The organism is Nonomuraea sp. B12E4, from assembly GCF_039871825.1.
Lineage (GTDB): Bacteria > Actinomycetota > Actinomycetes > Streptosporangiales > Streptosporangiaceae > Nonomuraea.
In genome coordinates this window covers 262,508-282,757 of sequence record NZ_JBDPME010000008.1, presented here as the reverse complement: position 1 = coordinate 282,757, position 20,250 = coordinate 262,508, and the positions used below count along the sequence as shown (strand labels likewise).

The following is a 20,250-nucleotide window of genomic DNA, read 5'->3' as shown; positions in this document are numbered from 1 at the left end:
GTAAATGCGCGGTCACGACCGGGTCATGGCCTGGATACCTTTGGAGGCATGTTTCGAAGGATGGGTACGGCCGGCCTGCTCATGATCGCGCTGACCGCCTGCGGCGGCGGCGACCGCCCGGCGAACGCGAGCCCGACAGGAGGCAAGGCCGCGCCCCCCGCGCAGAGCGCGTCGCCGCGGACCCCCGCGATGAGCGCGTCCCGGGAGCCCGCGCAGAGCGCGGTGCAGCGGGTCCTGTCGAAGCTGAGCGTCGAGGAGAAGGTCGGCCAGCTCTTCATGCCCGTCCTGTACGGCACCGCGGCCGACACGGTCTCCGGCGAGAACCAGGCCAGATACGGCGCCCAGACCCCGGCCAAGGTGATCGCGAAATACCACCTGGGCGGCGTGATCCTCTTCCCGCACAACATCAAGTCCATCACGCAGGTCGTCGGCCTCACCAACGGCCTGCAGCGGGCGGCCAAGGAGGTCCCGCTCCTGGTCGGCACCGACCAGGAGAACGGCCTGGTGTCCCGGATGGCCGCCCTCATGACCGACTTCCCCGGCGCCGCCGAGATCGGCGCCACCAAGGACCCCGACCTGTCGCGGGCCGTGGCCGAGGCCACCGGCCTGGAGTTGCGCGCACTCGGCGTCAACCTCGACTTCGCCCCCGTCGCGGACGTGAACGTCAACCCGAAGAACCCCGTCATCGGCAAGCGCTCCTTCGGCGCCGACCCGCGGCGGGTGGCCACGATGGTGGCGGCGGCGGTCAAGGGGTTCGGCGAGGCGAAGGTGGGCGCCACGGCCAAGCACTTCCCCGGGCACGGCGACACCGACGTGGACAGCCACACCGGCCTGCCGGTGATCAAGCACACCAAGGCGGAGTGGGAGAAGATCGACGCGCCGCCGTTCAAGGCCGCGGTCGAGGCCGGGGTGGACGCCGTCATGAGCGCCCACATCGTCTTCCCCAAGCTCGACCCGTCGGGTGACCCGGCGACGCTGTCCAAGCCCATCCTGACCGGCCTGCTCAGGGAGAAGCTCGGGTTCGACGGCGTGATCTCCACCGACGCGCTCAACATGGAGGGCGTGCGCAAGAAGTACAACGACGGCGAGATCGCGGTGCGCGCCGTGCTGGCCGGGGCCGACCTGCTGCTGATGCCCAACGACCTGTCCAGGGCCCACAAGGCGGTGCTGTCGGCGGTGAAGTCCGGCCGCATCTCCGAGCAGCGGCTCGACCAGTCGGTCACCCGGCTGCTCACGCTCAAGCAGGCCAGGGGCCTGCTCGCCGGGCCGCGGCCGGCCTCGGCGACCGAGGCGGCCCGCGTGCTGCGCTCGGCCGAGCACCGCAGGCTGGCCGCCAAGGTCACGCGCGAGGCGCGCTAGTGGGAAGGGGCGTCCCGCGCTGGTGGGAGCCGTGCAGGCCGCTGCCGATGTACATCGCGGCGAGCATGGTGAAAAGGAATGCCTGCCGGAACTGGGCTGTCCGCTCATGGGGTTTTATCCGTCAATAATGGCGTTGCGGGGGAAATGCCATTTCCGTGACGCTCTACCCTAGAACGATGCTTACGGGTGTGCTCATCGACTGGGGAGGGGTGCTCACCACCAGCCTCTCCGACTCCATCGCACGCTGGATCGCGGCCGACCGGATCGACGCCGACCTGTATCGCCGGGTGATGCGCGAACTGATCGACCACGCCTACCGCGAGGGCGACGGGGAGAGCATCGTCCATGCCCTCGAACGCGGCGAGCTCGATGGGCCGGCCTTCGAGCGCGACCTCGCCGCCCGGCTGCTCACCCTCGACGGGGTGCCGCCCGTGGCGGAGGGGCTGCTGGAGCGCATGTTCGCCGGGTTCGAGCGGGTCGACGCCATGTACGATGTGCTCCGCGACGTACGGCTGCACGGCGTGAAGACCTGCCTGCTGTCCAACTCCTGGTCCAACCGCTACCCCCGGGACGGCTGGGACGAGATCTTCGACGCGGTCGTGATCTCCGGCGAGGTCGGCATGCGCAAGCCCGAGCCGCGCATCTTCCACCACGCGCTCGGCCGGATCGGGCTCACCGGCGAGGAGTGCGTCTTCATCGACGATATCGAGGCCAACATCCTGGCCGCCCGCACGCTCGGCATCGCCGGGATCCACCACCGGGACCCGGGCACCACCATCGCGGAGCTCGAATCACTCCTCAGCCTCACCCTGCGACGGGCATGATCTATGCGTAACAGGGCCAAGCGGGCCGTCACATACGCCTTGACCAGGCTCGATCGGTAAGGTGTCGGTCTGCTGAAGCAGGTTCCGCTCAGCAGAGCGCTTGCAAGCTTGGAAAGGTTCGTCATGCGCGTCTATCTGCCGTGCACTCTCCTCGTCCTGGCCACCGCGGTCGAGGCGGGAGAGCTGGGCCCGGCTCCCCTGACCGGCTACGCGGTGACCCCCGCGCTGACCGAGTGGTATGCCTCGGGCGACACCGAGGAGCTCGAATATGTAGCGCTCACCGAGGCGGCCCGCGCCTCGCTGCGCATGCTGGCCGCCGACCGCGCCGACGGCGTGGTGGCCGCCCCCCGGCGGGTGGTGGTCGCCGCCGAGGTGCCGGAGCGGTCGGTCTCCGCGGGCGCCGATCTGGAGGAACGCGCGCGGGTACGCCTGGCGCAGCCGATCCCGCTGGCCAAGGTGGCCGCCGTGCACATCGACGACCTCGGCGCCATCCCCGACATCGAGGCGGCCGTCGCCGCGCTGGCGGCCGCCGACGCGGGCGACGACGACGCCAAGTTCACCGTGGACGGGGCGGAGGCGCACGAGCTCATGTGGTTCGCGACCCAGGAGATCCCCGATCTGCTCGATTCGTAACGGTGCCGTCACAACGGGCAGGCTCCTTGATCGGGTGCGGCTTTGCCTCGCTAGGGTCCGGACGTTGTTACTTTTGACCGAAGGAGTCGAGTTCCGGGTGAAAATTCGAGTGGCGACGACCGTGATCGGAGCGGTGGCGGTGGCCCTGCTGGCGGGCTCTCCCGCGTTGGCGCAGGCCAAGCCGCACGACGGCCAGGACCCGTACCGGTCGGGATGCGGCAAATCGGCTCGGGTGGTGAAGACCGCCAAGATCAACAGCCGGGCCAACGGCGAGGTCGGGACGATCAAACTGATGTGGTCCGGCGTGTGCAAGACCAACTGGGTCGAGATCAGGACCGCCTCCAGCGCCCGCGGCACCATCAGCGTGTACGCGGCGGACGGCAGGTACACCAGTTTCCGCTTCAAGGCCGGCAACGGCGGGCGGCACTGGGGCGACATGGTCTGGGCCAACAACATGTGCGCCTGGGGCAGCGCCTCCGTCCAGTGGGGCAGCGGCGCGGGGGGCCAGAACGGCTCCGGCACCACCGGCAAGGCCTGCGGGTAACCAGCCGGGGGGCGCGCGGCACGCGTGGCCGCGCCCCCCGGTGATGTTCATCGGAAAGGCATGCCCGCCGGTCTAGGCTTGGCCTGATATGACAAAGCACATCATCTGGGATTGGAACGGCACTCTTTTCCACGACATCGACGCCGTGGTCGGGGCCACCAACGAGATCTTCAAAGCGTACGAACTGCCCGAACTGACCGCTGACCAATTCCGTGCCGCCTACACGCGCCCGATCTGGGTCGCCTACGAGCGCCTGCTGGGCCGCCCCCTGACCGAGGGCGAGTGGGAGCGGCTGGACGTCGGTTTCCACGAGCACTACTACCGGCTGAGCGACGCCTGCGGGCTGGCCGACGGCGCCGAGCTCGCGCTGACCGCCTGGACCGGCCGCCAGTCTCTCTGCTCCATGGCGCCGCACGCCCACCTGGTGCCGAAGGTGGACTCCTTCGGCATCACCCGCCATTTCACCAGGATCGACGGGCTGCTCGGGAGCACCGGCGGCGAGAAGGCCGTGCACATGATCGAGCACATCGAGGCCATCGGCGTGGACGCCGCGGAGATCCTGGTGATCGGCGACAGCGTGGACGACGGGCTCGCCGCCCGGCACGTGGGGGCCAGGGCGGTGCTCTACACCGGGGGGATGACGACGCGGGCCGAGCTGGAGGGCACCGGGCTGCCGGTGGTCGACACCCTCGCCGACGCCCTCGGCTACGTGTAGCCGGAGCATGCGGAAATCGCGTAGGTGGGGCCATGAGGGTGGTGACGGCCGTACCCTTGCATGAACCCCCCAGGAGGCCGCCATCAACCGCCTTGTGCTCTGGAACGTCGACCTGACCCTCGTCGACGTCGCCATCGTGACCAGGGACGCCTACGCCGAGGCGTTCCGCACCGTGACCGGGCGCCCCCTGGTCAAGCTCGTCCCGCCGCTGGGCCGCCCGGACTCCGAGATCGTCTTCGAGACGCTCGCCGTCAACGGCGTGCAGGCCGAGGACGAGCACCTGCCCAGGTTCCTGTCGGCGCTCGCGCTGGCCTTCGCCGACCGGCGCGGGCGGCTGGCCAAGGAGGGGCGGATGATGCCGGGGGCCAAGGAGGCGCTGAAGTCGGTGTCCAGGCTCGACGGCGTGGTGCAGACCGTGCTGACCGGCACGATCAAGGGCAACGCCGTGCACAAGCTCAAGGCGTTCGGGCTGGACAAGTTCATCGACTTCGAGCTCGGCGGCTACGGGGAGGAGGTCTACCCCAGGGCGACGCTGTTGCAGGTCGCCCAGGGGCGGGCCAAGCAGCGCCTCGGCACGCCGTTCACCGCGGCCAACACGGTGGTGATCGGGGACTCGCCGCGGGACGTGCAGGCCGCCAAGATCGGCGGAGCCGCGATGATCGGGGTGGCCTCCGGGCGCTCGACGGCCGGCGAGCTGGTCGAGGCGGGGGCAGACCTGGTGCTGCCCGATCTGTCCAACGCCTCCGAGGTGGTGGCCGCGGTCGCGGCTCTGACCTCCCCGAAGGACCGCCAGCCCCGCTGACGCCCCGCGCCCGGAGGGTGGTCAGGACAGGGCGTCGAGGAAGCGGGCCGCGATGGGGGCCGCGACCGCGGAGCCGGCGCCGCCGCCCTCGACGATCACCGCGAACGCCAGATCGTCCCGGTATCCGATGAACCACGAGTGCGCGGGAGGCTCCGCGCCCGAACCGTACTCTGCCGTGCCGGTCTTGCCCGCCGTCCCGGCCGGGAAGTGCACGGCCGCGGCCGTGCCGTCGGTGACCACGGCGGGCATGAGCTTGCGCAACGCCGATATCACGGCCGGCTCCAGCGGCCGCGGGTTGTCCGACGAGGTCGGCTCGTCCTTGACCAGCCGGGGCGCGATCCACGCGCCGGAGGCGATGGCCGCGGCCACCGAGGCCATGTTGAGCGGGCTGGCCAGCACGCGGCCCTGGCCGATCGCGGCGGAGGCGAGGTCGGTGTCGTCCTTGGGGTCGGGGAACTCCGCGCGTACGGCGGGCACGCCCGGCTTGATCACCGTGCCGAAGCCGAAGCTCCTGGCCACTTCGCCGAGCCGCTTGCCGCCCAGTTGGGACACGCTCATTTCGCCGAACGTGGTGTTGCACGAATGCGCGAACGCCTCCTGGAAGGTCAGACTGCCGAAGTCCTCGAAGCCCGCGTTGTGGAAGGGGAAGCCGCCGATGTTCTTCTCCCCCGGGCAGGTGACCTGCTCGGAGGGCCGTACGCCGCCCGCGACCAGCGCGGAGGCCGTCACGATCTTGAACGTGGAACCCGGCGGATACTTGCCGAGCAGCGCCCGGTTGAACCCGCCCGGCTTGTTGACCACCGCCAGGATCTCGCCGGTGGAGGCCCGCAGCGCCACCAGCGAGGCGGGCTTCGACACCCCCTCCATCGCCGCGGCGCCCGCGCGGTGCACCTTGAGGTCGATCGTGGTCCGCAGCGGCCGGACCTTGGGGGCCGGCACCACGGTCCTGACGAACTTGTCGTCCTGGTAGAGGTCGATCCTGGCGCGGTTCTGGGCCTTGAAACGGTCGGGGTAGGTCTGCCGCATGCCCTCGACGAGCTGCTGCACCGAGCCGGGCGCGTCCGGGGTGTTGACGGGCGTGCCGTCGGCGGCCAGGACCTGGAGCGGGTCACCCTGCTGGGTGATCACGCGCAGCGTGCGGTCCTGGGTGAGCAGCGGGTGGATCGTGGCGGGCGTCCAGGCGACCTTCCAGGTGTGGTCGCGCTCGACCAGTTGGAGCTTCCCGTCGTAGTCCCAGTCCCGCGCCCCGGTCAGCCTGGCGTGGAAGGTGGCCACGCCGTCGTCGCCCACCGCCGGGCCGGCGAAGACGCCGGTGGCCCTGGGTATGGAGAAGTCGGCGTGGGTGAGCTTGAGGTCGGTGAAGAAGCGCTTGTTCAGGCTCTCGAAGTCGGGCGGCGGGTCGGCGACGAGGGCACGCATCGCCGCGTAGTTCCGGTCGGACCAGGCCGTGAGATATTTGCCGGCCGTCTCCTCGGGCGCGCCCTCCGTACGCAGTGCCCAGATCACGCCCCCCGCGGCGATGACCGGGACCAGCGGGCCCGCCACGATCCACGGCCACCTGCGCCGCCGCCGCGGCCGCGTCTCCGGCTGAAGGTATGCATAACTTGTCCCCCTTTGTGGTGCCATGGGGCATATGACACCAGGTGGCCACAAGGATGTCCAATACTGGTATGGCCGCCATGCAGATATAAATCTGGATATATTTGCTGGTCATGGACCTGGTCCGGCACCTCCGCTACTTCACCGTGGTCGCGGAGGAACTCCACTTCGGCAACGCCGCCATCCGGCTCGGCATGGCCCAGCCGCCGCTCAGCCAGCGCATCAAGCGCCTGGAGGAGGAGCTGGGCGTGCGGCTCTTCGACCGCTCGGCCCGCCAGGTGCGCCTCACCGAGGCCGGCCGGCTGCTGCTGGGCGAGGCCCGCGAGATCGTGGCCCGGGTGGACCGGCTGCACGAGCTCGCCAGGCAGGGCGAGGGCGCGGTGCTCAAGGTCGGCGTCCCGCCCGACCTGGCCGCCGCCGTGATCGCCGCCCTGGTCGCGGGCTTCCGCGAGACGCACCCCACGGTACGCCTCGCGCCCGCCGAGTTCTGGACCGCCGACCAGGTCACGGCCCTGGCGGAAGGCGTGATCGACGTCGGCCTGGTCCGCCACCCGGTCTCCGCCCCGGGCCTGAGCTTCGGCCGGGTCCTCATGCAGACCCAGGGCGTGCTGCTGGCGGTCAGCGACCCGCTGGCCGGCGTGGGCGAGGTGCACCTGGCCGACCTGGCGGGCCGCGACCTGCTGATGCCGCCCCTGGAGGGCGAGCCGGGGCTGCACGCGGAGACGCTGTCGGAGTGCCGCCGCCACGGCTACGTGCCCGCGCAGGTGCACCAGGGCGCCGGGCTCGGGCTGGTGCTGGCGGGGGCCGCCGTGGCCTTCGGCCCGAAGGGGGAGCACCCGGGCCTCGCCTGGCGGCCACTGCTAGGCTCGCCGATCACCAGCCGGGTCTCCACCGCCTGGCGGGGGACCACGAGTCCGACGAACGAATTGATCGCCGACTTCTCGGCCGTGGCCGTACGGACGTTGAAGGAGAGCGCCGGGATGACGAACGAGGGCGCGGTGTCACCGCGGCGGATCAGCCGCAGGCCAGGGATGCTGGCATGAGCGCTCCCGACTTCGACACCCTGTTCAGGACGGCGGGCGTGACCGGCTGGCTGTACGCGGCCGACATCGACTCCGGCCGGGAGATCGCGCACGGGGCCGACGAGTCGCTGCCCACGGCGTCGATGTTCAAGGTGGCGCTGCTGGTGGAGTTCTGCCGGCAGGCCGACGCCGGGCTGCTCGACCCCGCCTCCCGGGTGACCGTGGCGGGCGGCGCCCGCGAGCACGGGCCCACCGGGATCGCGGTGATGCTCGACGACGTGACGATCTCGCTGCGCGACATGGCGTACCTGATGATCGCGGTCAGTGACAACCGCTCGGCCGACGTCCTGCTCGACCGGGTCGGGTGCGAGGCGATCAACGCCATGCTGGACACGTTCGGGCTGCACGGCACGCGCATCACGCAGAGTTGCGCGGCGATGAACCGCAGTATGGGCGAGGACACCGGGCACGGGTGGCCGTACCTGGATCCCGACGACATAGCGCGGCTGGGGGTGCTCGACCCGGCGCGTACCAACCGCAGCACCCCCCGCGAGATGGCCCGGCTGTTCCGGCTGATCTGGCAGGACGAGGCGGCCTCGCCCGCCATGTGCGCCTGGATGCGCGGCGTGTTCAAGCTGCAGGTCTGGCCGCACCGGCTGGCCTCCGGCTTCCCGTACGACGACGTGGCCGTGGGCGGCAAGACCGGCACGATGCCGACGTTGCGCTGTGAGGCGGGCGTCGTCGAATATCCCGACGGCAGGAACTACGCGGTGTCCGTCTTCACCCGTTCCTTCAGCACCGCGCTCAACCAGCCGCGTGCCGACGCCGTGATCGGCACGGCCGCGCGTATGGCGGTGGACCACCTACGGAGATAGCAAGTTATGGAGAAGGTCAGGTATGACTTTCTCTTGATCGGGCGACAGGATGGGACACATGGTTGCTGAGGGCGAGCTTCTCTGGGAGCCGAGCGAAGAAGTCGTCGCGTCCGCCAGGCTGACCCGCTATCTGGAGTGGCTGGGCCGGTCCGGGCCTTACGAGGATCTCTGGCAGTGGTCGGTGGACCGGCCGGCGGAGTTCTGGACCTCGATCTGGGACTACTTCGGCGTGCTCGGGGAGCGTGGCGACGGGCCCGTGGTGTCCGGGGAGATGCCGAACGCCCGGTGGTTCGCCGGCAGCACGATCAACTACGCGGAAAACGCGCTGCGCCACGCCGAGGGCACCGCCGTGGTGTTCGTCTCCGAGGACGGCGCCCGCCAGGAGCTGAGCCGCGCCGAGCTGCGTGACGAGGTCGCCCGGGTCCGGGCCGGCCTGGTCCGGCTCGGGGTGGGGCGCGGCGACCGGGTGGCCGGCTACCTGCCGAACATCCCGCAGGCCCTGATCGCCTTCCTCGCCACCGCCTCGCTGGGGGCGGTCTGGTCGGCCGGGTCGCCCGACTTCGGGGTGGCGAGCATCGTCGACAGGTTCAAGCAGATCGAGCCCAAGGTGCTCATCGCGGTCGACGGCTACCGCTACAACGGCAAGCGCTACGACCGCTCGGCCGCCGTCAACGAGATCGCCGCCGCGCTGCCCACGCTGCGCGCGACCGTCTGGATCCCCTACCTGGCCGCCGCCGAGGAGGGCCGCGCGCCCCAGCGGGCCGAGCCCGCCGAAGATCCCGCCGCGGAGACGCCGCACGGCGAGGTGATCGGCTGGGAGGGGCTGCGGGCCGAGCAGGAGCCGCTGGAGTTCGAGCGGGTGCCGTTCGAGCACCCGCTGTGGATCCTCTACTCCAGTGGCACGACCGGGCTGCCCAAGCCGATCGTGCACGGCCACGGCGGCGTGGTGCTGGAGCACCTCAAGTCGCTCGCCTTCCACCAGGACCTGGGCGAGGGCGAGGTGTTCTTCTGGTACACCACCACCGGCTGGATGATGTGGAACTACCTCGTCGGCGCCCTGCTGGTGGGGGCCACGCCGGTGCTCTACGACGGCGCGGCCACCTATCCCTCGGCGGCCGCGCTGTGGCGGATCGCCGGCTCCGAGCAGGTCACCTACTTCGGGGTCGGGGCACCGTACATCATGGCCTCGCAGAAGGCCGGGATCCGGCTCGAAGGGCTCGAACGGCTGCGCGGCGTCGGCTCGACCGGGTCGCCGCTGCCGCCCGAGGGGTTCGCGTGGGTGGCCTCCCAATTGCCCGGGGTGCCGGTCGGCTCGTTCTCCGGCGGCACCGACGTGTGCACCGGGTTCGTCGGGGCCACCCTGCTCCACCCGATCCGGGCGGGGATCATCCCGTGCCGGTCGCTGGGGGCGAAGGTGGAGTCGTACGATCCGGCCGGCCGGCCGGTGGCCGGGGAGGTGGGCGAGCTGGTGGTGACGCGGCCGATGCCGTCGATGCCGGTGATGTTCTGGAACGACCCCGGCGGACGGCGCTACTTCGAGAGCTATTTCGACGTCTACCCGGGCGTGTGGCGGCACGGCGACTGGATCAAGCTCAACAAGGACGGGAGCTGCGTGATCTACGGGCGCTCCGACTCGACCCTCAACCGGGGCGGCGTCCGGATGGGCACCAGCGAGTTCTACCGGGTCGTGGAGCGGTTCGACGAGATCGCCGACAGTCTGGTGATCGACACGGGCAGGCTCGGCCAGGAGGGGCGGCTGCTGCTGTACGTGACGCTCGCCCCCGGTGCCACGCTCACCGAGGAGCTGCGACGCTCCCTCTGCGGCGCGCTGCGCGAGGAGCTGTCGCCCCGGCACGTGCCCGACGAGATCCACGCCGTGCCCGGCATCCCGCGCACGCTCTCCGGCAAGAAGCTGGAGGTGCCGGTGCGCAAGATCCTGCTCGGCACGCCCGTCGAGGAGGCGGCCAACCCGGACGCCATGGCCAACCCCGAGGTGCTGCGGCACTTCAGGCCGGCAACAGGATGATCTTGCCGCGGAAGGCTGCCGGTTCCCGCGGGCGAAGTGCTTAAAACGTAACAATTTGCGCAGGTCGCGCAGGCTCGGGGGCGCAATGGGGCCTCGCCTCGACCGCCCATTGACGCCGGACCGCTTGCTGATCTACCGTCCTCCCACTGCTTAAAACGATTTTCGCCCGGGAGCGCGGCACATGGATCAAACTCCCGTTCTGTCCCTCTCACAGGTCAGCAAGGCGTTCGGTGCGGTGCGCGCCGTACGCGAGGTCTCTCTGGAACTGTTCCCCGGTGAGGCGCACGCGCTCGCCGGGGAGAACGGCGCGGGCAAGTCCACGCTCGTGAAGATCCTCTCAGGCGTGCACCGGCCCGACTCGGGGCGGATCCTGCTGGACGGGGAGCCGGTCGAGTTCGGCGGGCCCGCGGACGCGCAGGCGGCCGGGGTCGCGGTGATCTATCAGGAACCGACCCTGTTCCCCGACCTTTCGGTCATGGAGAACATCTTCATGGGCCGCCAGCCCCGCGCCCGCCTCGGCATCGACCGGCGGGCCATGCGCGCGGAGGCCGCCGAGCTGTTCGCCCGGCTCGGCGTGCACCTCGATCCCGACCAGCCGGCCCGCGGCCTGTCGATCGCCGACCAGCAGCTTGTGGAGATCGCCAAGGCGCTGTCGCGGCAGGCGCGGGTGCTCATCATGGACGAGCCCACCGCCGCCCTGTCCGGCCAGGAGGTCGCCCGGCTGTTCGGCGTCGCCAAGGCGCTGCGCGAGCAAGGGTGCGCGTTGCTGTTCGTCTCCCATCGGCTGGAGGAGATGTTCGAGCTGTGCCAGCGGGTGACCACCCTGCGCGACGGCGGCTTCGTCGCCGTCGACCCGATCGCCGACATCACCCCCGACGACCTGGTACGCCGCATGGTCGGCAGGGAGCTGGAGGCCCTGTTCCCCAAGCAGGAGACGACCGCCGGGGAGATCGCGCTGGAGGTGCGCCGGCTGACCCGCGAGGGCGTGTTCACCGATGTGTCCTTCGAGGTGCGGCGGGGCGAGATCGTCGCGCTGGCCGGGCTGGTCGGGGCCGGGCGCAGCGAGGTGGCCAGGGCCGTGTTCGGGATCGACCGGTGGGACGCCGGCAGCGTGGAGGTGGACGGCCGGCGGCTGCGGCCCGCCAGTCCCACGGCCGCGATGGCGGCGGGGCTGGCGCTGGTGCCCGAGGACCGGCGGCAGCAGGGGCTGGTCATGGACCTGTCGATCGAGCGCAACATCGGGCTCGCCGGGCTGGCCGCCGTACGCCGGGGGCCGTTGATCTCCAGGCCGGCCGAGCGGGCGCGGGCCCGGGACTGGGCGGTGCGGCTGCGGCTGAAGTTCGCCCGGCTGACGGACCCCGTGAACGTCCTGTCCGGCGGCAACCAGCAGAAGGTCGTGCTGGCCAAGTGGCTGGCGCGCCGGCCGTCGGTGCTCATCGTGGACGAGCCCACCCGGGGGATCGACGTGGGCACCAAGGCCGAGGTGCACCGGCTGCTGTCGGAGCTGTCCGGGAACGGGGTGGCAGTGCTGATGATCTCCTCGGAGCTGCCCGAGGTGCTCGGCATGGCCGATCGGGTGCTGGTCATGCACGAGGGGCGGCTGGTCGCCGAGATCGCCCGCGGGGATGCGACGGAGGAGAGAGTCATGGCCGCCGCCACCGGAAGGAGCGCCGCGTGAGCCGGGTCCGGAGGCTTCCGCGCGGCCTGCCGGGGAGGGAGGACGCGTGACCGCCACCGCCACCAGGCCGCAGGCCGCGCGCCGGAACGGGGGACGGCGGCTCGTCGACCGGGTCGCGCGGGTGCGCGAGCTGGGCATCGTGGTCGCGCTCGGCGTGCTGTTCGGCGTGACCGGCGCGGTCAACCCCGGCTTTCTGAGCTACGCCAGCCTGCGCGACATCCTGCTGAACTCCGCCATCGTGGCCCTGCTCGCGGTCGGCCAGACGCTCGTCGTGATCACCAGGAACGTGGACCTGTCGGTCAGCTCCGTGGTCGGCCTGTCGGCGTTCGGCGGCGCGCTCGTCCTGGCCGACAGCCCGGGCGTGCCCATCCCTGTGGTGGTCGCCGGGTGCGTGGTGCTCGGCGCCGCCTGCGGGGCCGTCAACGGCCTGCTCGTCGGCGTGGCCAAGGTGCCCGCGCTGGTGGCCACCCTGGGCACCCTGTACGCCTTCCGCGGCATCGACTACGCCTGGGCCGGCGGCCGCCAGGTGAACGCCGCCGACATGCCCGAGGGCTTCCTGGCCCTGGGGACCCGCTCGGTGCTCGGGATCCCGCTGCCCGCCCTGGTCGCCCTGGCCGTGCTGCTGGTCGCCGGCTGGATGCTGGGCAACCTGCGGGCCGGCCGCGAGCTGTACGCCATCGGCTCCAACCCCGAGGCCGCCGTGCTGGCCGGGATCCGGGTACGCCGCAGGATCGTCGCGGCGTTCGTCGCCAACGGGGCGCTGGCCGGGCTGGCCGGGGTCCTGTGGGCGGCCAGGTTCGGCACCGTGGACGCCACCGTGGCCACCGGTAAGGAGCTGGACGTGATCGCGGCCGTCGTGGTGGGCGGCGTGGCGATCTTCGGCGGCAGCGGCACGGTGTACGGGGCGGCGCTCGGAGCGCTGCTCCTGTCGAGCATCACCAGCGCGCTGGCCGTGCTGCGGGTGGACGCGCTCGCCCAGACGGCGATCAACGGCGCGCTGCTGATCGCCGCCATCGTCCTCGACCGGCTGCTCGCGCTACGCGTCGCCGCCGCACTGCGCCGCAGGAGGTTCCGCGATGCCCGCTGAACACCCCGGGCCCGCTGAACCCCAGGGGTCCGCCGAGCACCCCGGGTCCGCCGAGCGCCCCGGGTCGGCTCCGGACACCGGGCGGAGCGAAGGGCTCGCCGGGCGGATGGCGCGCCGGTGGGAGGGGCTGATCCTGGTCCTGCTGATCGGGGTCGCCCTGTGGGCCTCGCTCGGCGTGGACGGCTTCGCCAACGGCTCCAACGTCTCCTTCCTGCTCCTGGACACCACCGAGATCGCCCTGATGGCGCTCACCATGACGCTGGTGATCGTGGCGGCCGAGATCGACCTGTCGGTGGCCTCCACGCTGGGCCTGTCCTGCGCGGTGCTCGGCTGGCTCTGGAACGCGGGCCTGCCGATCGAGGCGATCATGCCGATCTGCCTGCTGGTCGGCGCCGTCTGCGGCGCGTTCAACGGCCTGCTCGTCACCCGGCTCGGCCTGCCCTCGCTGGCGGTGACGATCGGCACGTACGCGCTGTTCCGCGGCCTGGCGTACGTGATGCTCGGCGACCAGGCGGTGGCCGACCTGCCGCCCGCCTACACCAGCCTGGCCACCGCCTCCCTGGGCCCGATCCCGCTGGCCTCGCTGCTGGTCCTGGCGCTGGCGGGGGTGGCGGCCGTGGTGCTGCACGCCACCGGGCTGGGCCGGTCGATCTTCGCGCTCGGCTCGAACATGGAGGCCGCCTTCTTCGCCGGAGTCCGGGTCAAGCGGATCAAGTTCTGGCTGTTCGTGGCCTCCGGGACGATGGCCTCGCTGGCGTCCCTGGTCTACACGTTCCGCTACGCCAGCGCCCGGGCGGACAACGGCATGGGGCTGGAGCTCGCCGTGGTGGCCGCCGTGCTGCTCGGCGGGGTGTCGATCTTCGGCGGGCGGGGCACGCTGCCCGGCGTCCTCATGGCGGTGCTGCTGCTCGGCGTGGTGCGTAACGCGCTGATCCTCGCCGACGTGGCCAACGAGGTCCTCAACTTCGTGACGGGCCTGCTGCTCGTCGCGTCCGTGCTGGCGCCGAACCTGGGGGCGGTCAGGCGGCGGCGCACAACACCACAAGTGGAAGGGAAGTCCGTTTCATGACAACGCGCACCCCTTGGCGCCCCGCGGCGCTCCTTACCGGGCTCGTCCTGCTGACCGCCGCCTGCGGTGGCGGCACCACCAGGAGCGATGTGGCCCAGCAGCAGTCCTCCGCCCCGGCCACCGCCGCGTCGTCGGCCGCGGCCGACCCGAACGCCCCCCTCAAGCAGGGACTGAAGATCGCGTTCCTGCCGAAGCAGGTCAACAACCCGTACTTCACGATCGCGAACGAGGGCGGCATCACGGCGGCCAAGGAGTTCGGCGGCGAGGGCAAGGAGGTCGGGCCGTCCGATGCCAGCGCGTCCTCGCAGGTGTCCTACATCAACACGCTGACGCAGCAGAAGCAGGACGCCATCGTCATCTCCGCCAACGACCCCAACGCCGTGGTGCCCGCGCTCAAGCAGGCCATGGCCGCCGGGATCAAGGTCGTCAGCTACGACTCCGACACCGCCGCCGACGGCCGCCACATCTTCGTCAACCAGGCCGGCGCCGAGGACCTCGGCCGTACCGAGGTGCAGTTGCTGGCCGAGCAGATCGGCCACAAGGGCAAGATCGCCGTGCTCTCCGCCACCCCGAACGCGACCAACCAGAACGCCTGGATCGAGTTCATGAAGGACGAGCTGACCAAGCCCGAGTACAAGGACATGGAGCTGGTCAAGGTCGCCTACGGCAACGACGACGACCAGAAGTCGTTCACCGAGACGCAGGGGCTGCTGCGGTCCTATCCGGACCTGGCGGGCATCATCTCGCCGACGACCGTGGGCATCGCGGCCGCCGCCCGCTACCTGTCGGACTCGCCGTCCAAGGGCAAGGTCAAGCTGACCGGGCTGGGCACGCCCAACCAGCTCAGGAAGTTCGTCAAGGACGGCACCATCGAGGCGTTCGAGCTGTGGAACCCCGCCGATCTGGGCTATCTGTCCTCGTACGCGGCCGCCGCGCTGGCCTCCGGGCAGATCACCGGGGCCGAGGGGGAGAAGTTCAAGGCGGGCAAGCTCGGCGAGTACACGGTCGGGGCCAAGGGGGAGGTGCTGCTCGGGAAGCCGACCGTATTCAACAAGGACAACATTGACGATTTCGACTTCTGACCCGGTCTCGCGGGCGTGCCCGGGTGGTACGCCCGCGGCGGAGCTCAGGCGTCCAGGCCGAAGAGCGGCAGACAGGCGGAGAGGTTGTGGACCTCGAAGCCGGGCGCCTCCGTCCAGTCCTCCCTGGTCAGGCGGAAACGGAGGATGCCGGCCGGCTTGCCCTGGCGGTCGTGCACCGAGATGCCGTCGTCCCGGTAGCCGAGCTTCCGCGTAACCGCCAGCGAGGCGTGGTTGTCCTCGAACGCCCCCGTCGTGGCGTGTTCCGCCCCGAGCCCCGCGAACGCCAGGTGCAGCACGGCCTGGCGCATCTCCGTGCCGATCCCCCGGCCCTGGAAGCGCTGCCCGAGCCAGGAGCCGGTGCCGACCTCGCGGGTGACGGGGAAGTCCTTGGTCATGATGCCCTGGGTGCCGACGACCTGGCCCTCGAAGACGACCACGAAATCGATCGACCAGTTCGCGGGGGTGAACGCGCCCCACGTGCGGAAGTGGTACTGCAGCGTGCCCCTGGCCCGCTGGTCCGGCTCGACGTCCGTCCACGGGATCATGAACGGCATGAAGCCCGGCTCGTGAACACCCTCCGCCGCCCGGTCTCCCAGCTCGTCGAGGTCCTCGAGTGAGGGCAGGCGCAGTTCGAGGCGTGGGGTGGTGATGGACAGGTCGAAGAGTGGCCAGTTACGCATGGTATGGCATCTTCCCAGACATACCGGGCGACCTGCGACCCGTTTTCCGCCATAGATGCTATTAATGCGAAATACCGGTCTCGGTGGGATTCACTATTCTGCCGAATTTTGCCGTCGAAGCCCGCCATGGAGGATGCATTTACGGCTATCTGGGTAGGCGTCGAATTATGAGGATAACGGTTTCGGGAATTGCCCTTCTCGCCGCCGGATGCGGGCTGCTGACGCCGGTGCCCGCGGTGGCGGAGGAGGCGCCCCCCGCCCGGGAAGGGGTTCCCGTCGCCCGGGGAGAAGCTCCCGGTGGCAGCGCCGAGGACCGGGAGGAGAGCCCCGTGGTGCGGGGCACGAGTCCGGCGGGCCAGGGGGGCAGCCCGGTGGTGCGGGGCATAGGGCCGGTCGGCCGGGGGGAGCGCCCCGGGGCCCGGGGGGAGGGTGTCGTCTCCCGGGACGAGAGCCCCGTGCTCCGGTGGGAGGAGCGGCCCATCCTCCAGGACGAGCCGCTCACCGTCCCGGAAGAGCCGCCCACCGTCGCCAAACCGGTCGTGCTCCGGCCGGGCGACCGCGGCGAGGTCGTCACGTTGCTGCAACGGCGCATGCGCGACGGCGGCTACTACTTCGGCAAGGTCAACGGGGTCTACGACGAGCAGACGAAGTTCGGCGTGTACGCCGTGCAGAAGGCCCACCGGCTGACGCCGAAGGGGGCGGTCGGGAGTGAGGTGTGGCGGGCGCTGCGCAGGAAGCCGAAGGTCCGCCCGCTGGTCCCGAACGGCGCCGCCAACCGGGTCGAGGTCAACCTGAGCCGCCAGCTTCTCACCCTGTACCGCGATCGCCGCCCGGTGCTCTACTCGCACGTCTCCACGGGCGTCGAGGTGCGCTGGTGCTACCAGGGGCGGTGCGGCGACGCGGTCACCCCGGTGGGGGACTTCACGGTCAACAGGCGGGCGCCGGGCTGGACGACGGGCCAGTTGGGCGCGATGTTCAACTCGCTGTACTTCGTGGGCGGCATCGCCCTGCACGGCGCCACCCGGCTCCCGCTGCACCCCGCCTCGCACGGCTGCGTACGCATGCCGGTGGAGACGTCCAAGCGCCTCTACCGGTTGGTGGGCATCGGGCACCCGGTGCACGTGCGCGGGGAGATCACACCCCCTGCGATATTCTGAACAGTCGGCCGGGGTCGTAGGTCGCCTTCACCTCGGCCAGCCGCCTCGCATTGGCCCCGTAGTAAGCGCTCCGCCAATTCTCTAAATCGGGGTCAATGTAATTCACATAGGCGTGATATCCGAAATATCGGGACATTTGGTTGTGAATTCCGCGCAACCACCCGCGATCCGTACCTTCCGCGTATCGTACGCGGGCTGGTCCACCGGCACCGGGCTGGTGATCGACGTGTCCAGGATGGCGTCGATCACCTACGCGGGCGGCCGGGCCACGGTCGGCGCGGACGGCCGCGCACCTGGACGCCATGCGGATCATGGCGGGCTGCTCGTCGATGTCGGTCGAGGAGTGCCGGCGGCTGCCGCGCGAGACGTTCGCCGCCAAGTCGCACATCGCCTACCGGAAGCTGTCCGCCGAGGGGATCCGGGCGCTGGTGGCCGGGGTGGCCCCGGAGCGGGCGGCACTCGGTGCTGATGGACGCGCTCGGCGGGGCGATCGGGCGGGTGGATCCCGCGGCGACGGCCTTCCCGCATCGGGCTGCGCTGTACAGCGTGCAGTATTTCACCCGGCCGTTCCTCCCGCTCGTGAGACGCTCGCCAGCCGGGGCAGGCTCGACCCAGCCTTCTTGAGCACTCCGTCCTTGACCAGCCGCAGTGGCGACCCGGCCGGCTGCTGGGGGCCGTCCCCGGTCGTCTGGGCCAGCCGCAGGGCCAGCGCCGGGCACATCTCGACCGCCCGCCTGGCCTCCTTGGCCATCCAGCCGGGGACGTTCCGGAACGACGGGAACCCGTAGTCGTCCAGGTCCACGAACTCCGGCAGGAGGTGCGCGCACAGCCCGTGGCCCTGGCAGCGGGACCAGTCGACCTCCAGCCGATATTCGAGGTCGGCCTCGCGCTCGGGCATGGGCAACACGCCGTGTACCGGGCGCCCGCACGAGCCGTGCTCCAGGTGGAGCGCGATCTCGCTCTCGAACGCGTCCAGCGCCGACAGCACGAACTTGGCCGTGCCGTCGGGGTGGAAGCAGGCACCGCGCCGCTCGACGCCGCGTACGCACCGGCGTACCGCGTCCACCGACCCGGTGCCCTCCACCAGGGCGTACATGGCCCTGGCGATGTCCGGTAAGCCGAGCCGGCACGGGCCGCACTGGCCCGCCGACTCGGCCGCCAGGTAGGCGGCGACCCGGGCCGCCTCGCCGAGCGAGCAGGTCGACTCGCCCAGCGGGACGATGATCCCGGCGCCCAGGGTGGCCCCGGCCAGCTTCATGCCCTCGCGGGAGATCACGGCCGACTGGGCGACCTCCGCCGGCAGCCACGCCCCGTGGTACCCGCCGATGAGCACCCCGTCGCCGACCTCGGCCTCGGTCAGCGCGAGCACGTCGGCCAGGTAGGTGCCGGTCGGCGCCTCGATGACCGCGCCGTTGGCCGCGCCGCCGCTGACGGTGAGCAGGATCGTGCCGGGTTCCTTGCTGGTGCCGACCTCGGCGTACCTCTCCGGGCCGAGTTCGGCCAGCAGCGCGAACTGCGCGAAGGTCTCCGTGTTGGACAGCAGGGTCGGCAGCCCGTCCACGCCGCTCGTCGCGGCCCGTCGTTTCCTGCCCGGCGGGATGGCCTCCTCGCCGTTCACGCCGCGGACGAGAGCGCCGCCCTCGCCGGAGATGAACCTCTCCCGGATGCCGACCACCCGGATCGGCACCCGGCTCTAGGAGCCGCCCGAGATGTTCGCCGCCCGGCGCTCGGCCACGGCGGCGGCTACGGACGCCTCGGCGACCTCGCCACCGGCCGTGGCGACGACCACCTCGCGGGCCCCCAGCGCCTCGGCCGCCAGCACCGCCCCGTCCAGCACCAGGTGCGGGTTCCGGGTCAGCAGCATGGCGTCCTTGGAGCTGGCGGGCTCCCCCTCCGCGCCGTTGACCAGCACGACGCTGTCGTCGTTGCCGGCCGAGTCGGCCACGGCGCGCAGCTTGCGGGCGAACGGGAACGCCGCGCCGCCCCGCCCGCGCATGTCCACCTCGTTGACCTGCGAGATGAGCTCGTCCAGCTCGCGCGGCTCGGGAGCGCCGTGGAGCGTGCGGTGGGCGGGCAGGTCGAGGCGCCTGCAGTGGTCCAGCCCGGCGGTCAGCCGGGCCGGACCCATGCGTAGCACCCGCGGCACTCTGGCCGGAATCACGGTCTCTCCTGAGGGGTCGCGGGAGCGGGTTCGATCGGGCCGGAGGCGGTCATCCGGCCTCCCTGAACCTGCGCCGGGCGTCCGCGAGGCTCACCGGCGCGTTGACCTTCAAGGCCGCGGCGGCCGCTGCCGCCGCGGGGGCCGCCTTCTGCGGCCGTTCCACGGGTACGCCGGCCACGGCGGGGGAGGCCACCGCGGGCCCTTCGACCTGCGCGGGCAGCAGCGGAGGCCGGCGCATCGTGGCCAGCACGCGGACGACCAGCGCGGAGCCGACCGCCGCCATGCAGGCCACGTACGACCAGGCCACCCAGCCGGCCGGGGGACGGCCGGCGGTGAGCCCGTGCATGATCGCGATGGGCCAGGCCACATACGCGGCGGAGTGCATGATCCGCCACATCCATGGCCTGCTCCGTACCGCGAAGTGCCCCCTCATCATTCCGGTGGCCACGGCCACGACCATCAGGTCGAAGGCCAGCGCGCCGAGGCCCACGAAGATCCCGGCCACGGGCACGACAGCCGCGCCCAGCGGAACGTGCCCGAGGCTGATCATGAGCGTGATGTGCGTGACCAGGAAGGCCAGCCCGATCAGCGCGGTCGCCCGGTGCGCGAGCTGGGCCCTGACCCGGTTGCCCGGTGACAGGAAGACGCGTTCGGTGGTGAGCAGGCCGAGCGCGACGGTCGCGGTCAGCAGTACCAGGGAGAACACGCCCGCGTAGAACTCGAGGAAGCTGACCCCTCGGCCGAGCAGCGCGATCCCGCGTTCCGTGCGGGTCAGGACGAAGCCTGACAGCACGACCGCGGCGATCGCGGCGCTCGCCCCCAGCCGGACGTTCCTGGTGTCCAGCGTGGTGGGGGCGTGCCGGGGGTGTCGTCTGTGGAGCATCTATTTCCCTCCAAGGTCGGGTGAGGGTGCGACTCGGAAGGCTGGGCACCCGTG

20 protein-coding genes are annotated in these 20,250 nt (G+C 71.3%); 14 read left to right on the top strand and 6 right to left on the bottom strand.

The genetic code is table 11. The features are described 5' to 3' along the window. The first annotated feature begins 60 nt into the window (after positions 1-60). From nagZ to ABGB18_RS20710, 6 genes are all read left to right on the top strand, one after another. Positions 61-1,359 (top strand): beta-N-acetylhexosaminidase, encoded by a 1,299-nt coding sequence (gene nagZ / locus ABGB18_RS20735; RefSeq protein ID WP_347697190.1) that lies wholly within the window; start codon positions 61-63, stop codon positions 1,357-1,359. A 176-nt stretch (positions 1,360-1,535) separates the two neighbouring features. Continuing rightward, positions 1,536-2,183 (top strand): HAD family phosphatase, encoded by a 648-nt coding sequence (locus ABGB18_RS20730; protein WP_347697189.1) that lies wholly within the window; start codon positions 1,536-1,538, stop codon positions 2,181-2,183. Between the two features lie 123 nt (positions 2,184-2,306). Then, positions 2,307-2,816: a hypothetical protein gene (locus ABGB18_RS20725; protein ID WP_347697188.1), complete on the top strand. Its 510-nt coding sequence runs from the start codon at positions 2,307-2,309 to the stop codon at positions 2,814-2,816. A 97-nt stretch (positions 2,817-2,913) separates the two neighbouring features. Next, positions 2,914-3,360 (top strand): DUF2690 domain-containing protein, encoded by a 447-nt coding sequence (locus ABGB18_RS20720; protein WP_347697187.1) that lies wholly within the window; start codon positions 2,914-2,916, stop codon positions 3,358-3,360. An 88-nt stretch (positions 3,361-3,448) separates the two neighbouring features. Next, positions 3,449-4,075 (top strand): HAD hydrolase-like protein, encoded by a 627-nt coding sequence (locus tag ABGB18_RS20715; RefSeq protein WP_347697186.1) that lies wholly within the window; start codon positions 3,449-3,451, stop codon positions 4,073-4,075. A gap of 94 nt (positions 4,076-4,169) precedes the next feature. Then, positions 4,170-4,877: a haloacid dehalogenase-like hydrolase gene (locus tag ABGB18_RS20710; protein WP_347697185.1), complete on the top strand. Its 708-nt coding sequence runs from the start codon at positions 4,170-4,172 to the stop codon at positions 4,875-4,877. A 21-nt stretch (positions 4,878-4,898) separates the two neighbouring features. Here the strand turns inward: ABGB18_RS20710 and ABGB18_RS20705 are convergent, their stop codons facing one another. Beyond that, positions 4,899-6,422, bottom strand: a complete 1,524-nt coding sequence (locus tag ABGB18_RS20705; protein ID WP_347697184.1) for a penicillin-binding transpeptidase domain-containing protein — start codon at positions 6,420-6,422, stop codon at positions 4,899-4,901. A 167-nt stretch (positions 6,423-6,589) separates the two neighbouring features. Between ABGB18_RS20705 and ABGB18_RS20700 the strand changes: the two genes are divergently transcribed. The 7 genes from ABGB18_RS20700 to rhaS all read left to right on the top strand — a co-directional run bounded on the left by ABGB18_RS20700 (position 6,590) and on the right by rhaS (position 15,315). Further along, positions 6,590-7,519 (top strand): LysR family transcriptional regulator, encoded by a 930-nt coding sequence (locus ABGB18_RS20700; protein ID WP_347697183.1) that lies wholly within the window; start codon positions 6,590-6,592, stop codon positions 7,517-7,519. Next, on the top strand, positions 7,516-8,373 hold the full coding sequence (locus ABGB18_RS20695) for a serine hydrolase (protein WP_347697182.1): 858 nt from the start codon (positions 7,516-7,518) through the stop codon (positions 8,371-8,373). Before ABGB18_RS20700 ends, ABGB18_RS20695 begins: the two co-directional genes overlap by 4 nt. 58 nt (positions 8,374-8,431) lie before the next feature. Next, complete coding sequence (locus tag ABGB18_RS20690; RefSeq protein ID WP_347697181.1) at positions 8,432-10,399, top strand: acetoacetate--CoA ligase; 1,968 nt, start codon at positions 8,432-8,434, stop codon at positions 10,397-10,399. Between the two features lie 181 nt (positions 10,400-10,580). Continuing rightward, a complete protein-coding gene (locus ABGB18_RS20685) occupies positions 10,581-12,077 on the top strand; it encodes a sugar ABC transporter ATP-binding protein (RefSeq protein ID WP_347697180.1) in 1,497 nt (498 codons plus the stop codon). A gap of 46 nt (positions 12,078-12,123) precedes the next feature. Continuing rightward, the gene (locus ABGB18_RS20680) at positions 12,124-13,164 is read left to right on the top strand and encodes an ABC transporter permease (protein WP_347697179.1); all 1,041 of its coding nucleotides are present in this window, start codon (positions 12,124-12,126) and stop codon (positions 13,162-13,164) included. After that, positions 13,154-14,233, top strand: a complete 1,080-nt coding sequence (locus ABGB18_RS20675; RefSeq protein WP_347697178.1) for an ABC transporter permease — start codon at positions 13,154-13,156, stop codon at positions 14,231-14,233. The genes ABGB18_RS20680 and ABGB18_RS20675 overlap by 11 nt, the downstream gene beginning before the upstream one ends. After that, a complete protein-coding gene (gene rhaS, locus ABGB18_RS20670; protein ID WP_347697177.1) occupies positions 14,230-15,315 on the top strand; it encodes a rhamnose ABC transporter substrate-binding protein in 1,086 nt (361 codons plus the stop codon). Before ABGB18_RS20675 ends, rhaS begins: the two co-directional genes overlap by 4 nt. Positions 15,316-15,359: 44 nt before the next feature. Here rhaS and ABGB18_RS20665 read toward each other — a convergent pair whose 3' ends face one another. After that, positions 15,360-15,995, bottom strand: a complete 636-nt coding sequence (locus ABGB18_RS20665; protein WP_347697176.1) for a GNAT family protein — start codon at positions 15,993-15,995, stop codon at positions 15,360-15,362. Between the two features lie 167 nt (positions 15,996-16,162). Between ABGB18_RS20665 and ABGB18_RS20660 the strand changes: the two genes are divergently transcribed. Further along, entirely contained in the window at positions 16,163-17,152 is a 990-nt protein-coding gene (locus ABGB18_RS20660) for a L,D-transpeptidase family protein (RefSeq protein WP_347697175.1), read from the top strand. On the opposite strand, the gene ABGB18_RS20655 is transcribed toward ABGB18_RS20660, so the two are convergent. The 4 genes from ABGB18_RS20655 to ABGB18_RS20640 all read right to left on the bottom strand — a co-directional run bounded on the left by ABGB18_RS20655 (position 17,130) and on the right by ABGB18_RS20640 (position 20,196). After that, positions 17,130-17,288: a BBE domain-containing protein gene (locus ABGB18_RS20655; RefSeq protein WP_347697260.1), complete on the bottom strand. Its 159-nt coding sequence runs from the start codon at positions 17,286-17,288 to the stop codon at positions 17,130-17,132. The two genes, ABGB18_RS20660 and ABGB18_RS20655, sit on opposite strands and share 23 nt — an antisense overlap. A gap of 420 nt (positions 17,289-17,708) precedes the next feature. Further along, positions 17,709-18,839, bottom strand: a complete 1,131-nt coding sequence (locus ABGB18_RS20650) for an NADH-ubiquinone oxidoreductase-F iron-sulfur binding region domain-containing protein (RefSeq protein WP_347697174.1) — start codon at positions 18,837-18,839, stop codon at positions 17,709-17,711. A gap of 6 nt (positions 18,840-18,845) precedes the next feature. Next, positions 18,846-19,313 (bottom strand): hypothetical protein, encoded by a 468-nt coding sequence (locus ABGB18_RS20645; RefSeq protein WP_347697173.1) that lies wholly within the window; start codon positions 19,311-19,313, stop codon positions 18,846-18,848. Positions 19,314-19,362: 49 nt separating this feature from the next. Further along, on the bottom strand, positions 19,363-20,196 hold the full coding sequence (locus ABGB18_RS20640) for a hypothetical protein (RefSeq protein ID WP_347697172.1): 834 nt from the start codon (positions 20,194-20,196) through the stop codon (positions 19,363-19,365). Positions 20,197-20,250: the final 54 nt, after the last annotated feature.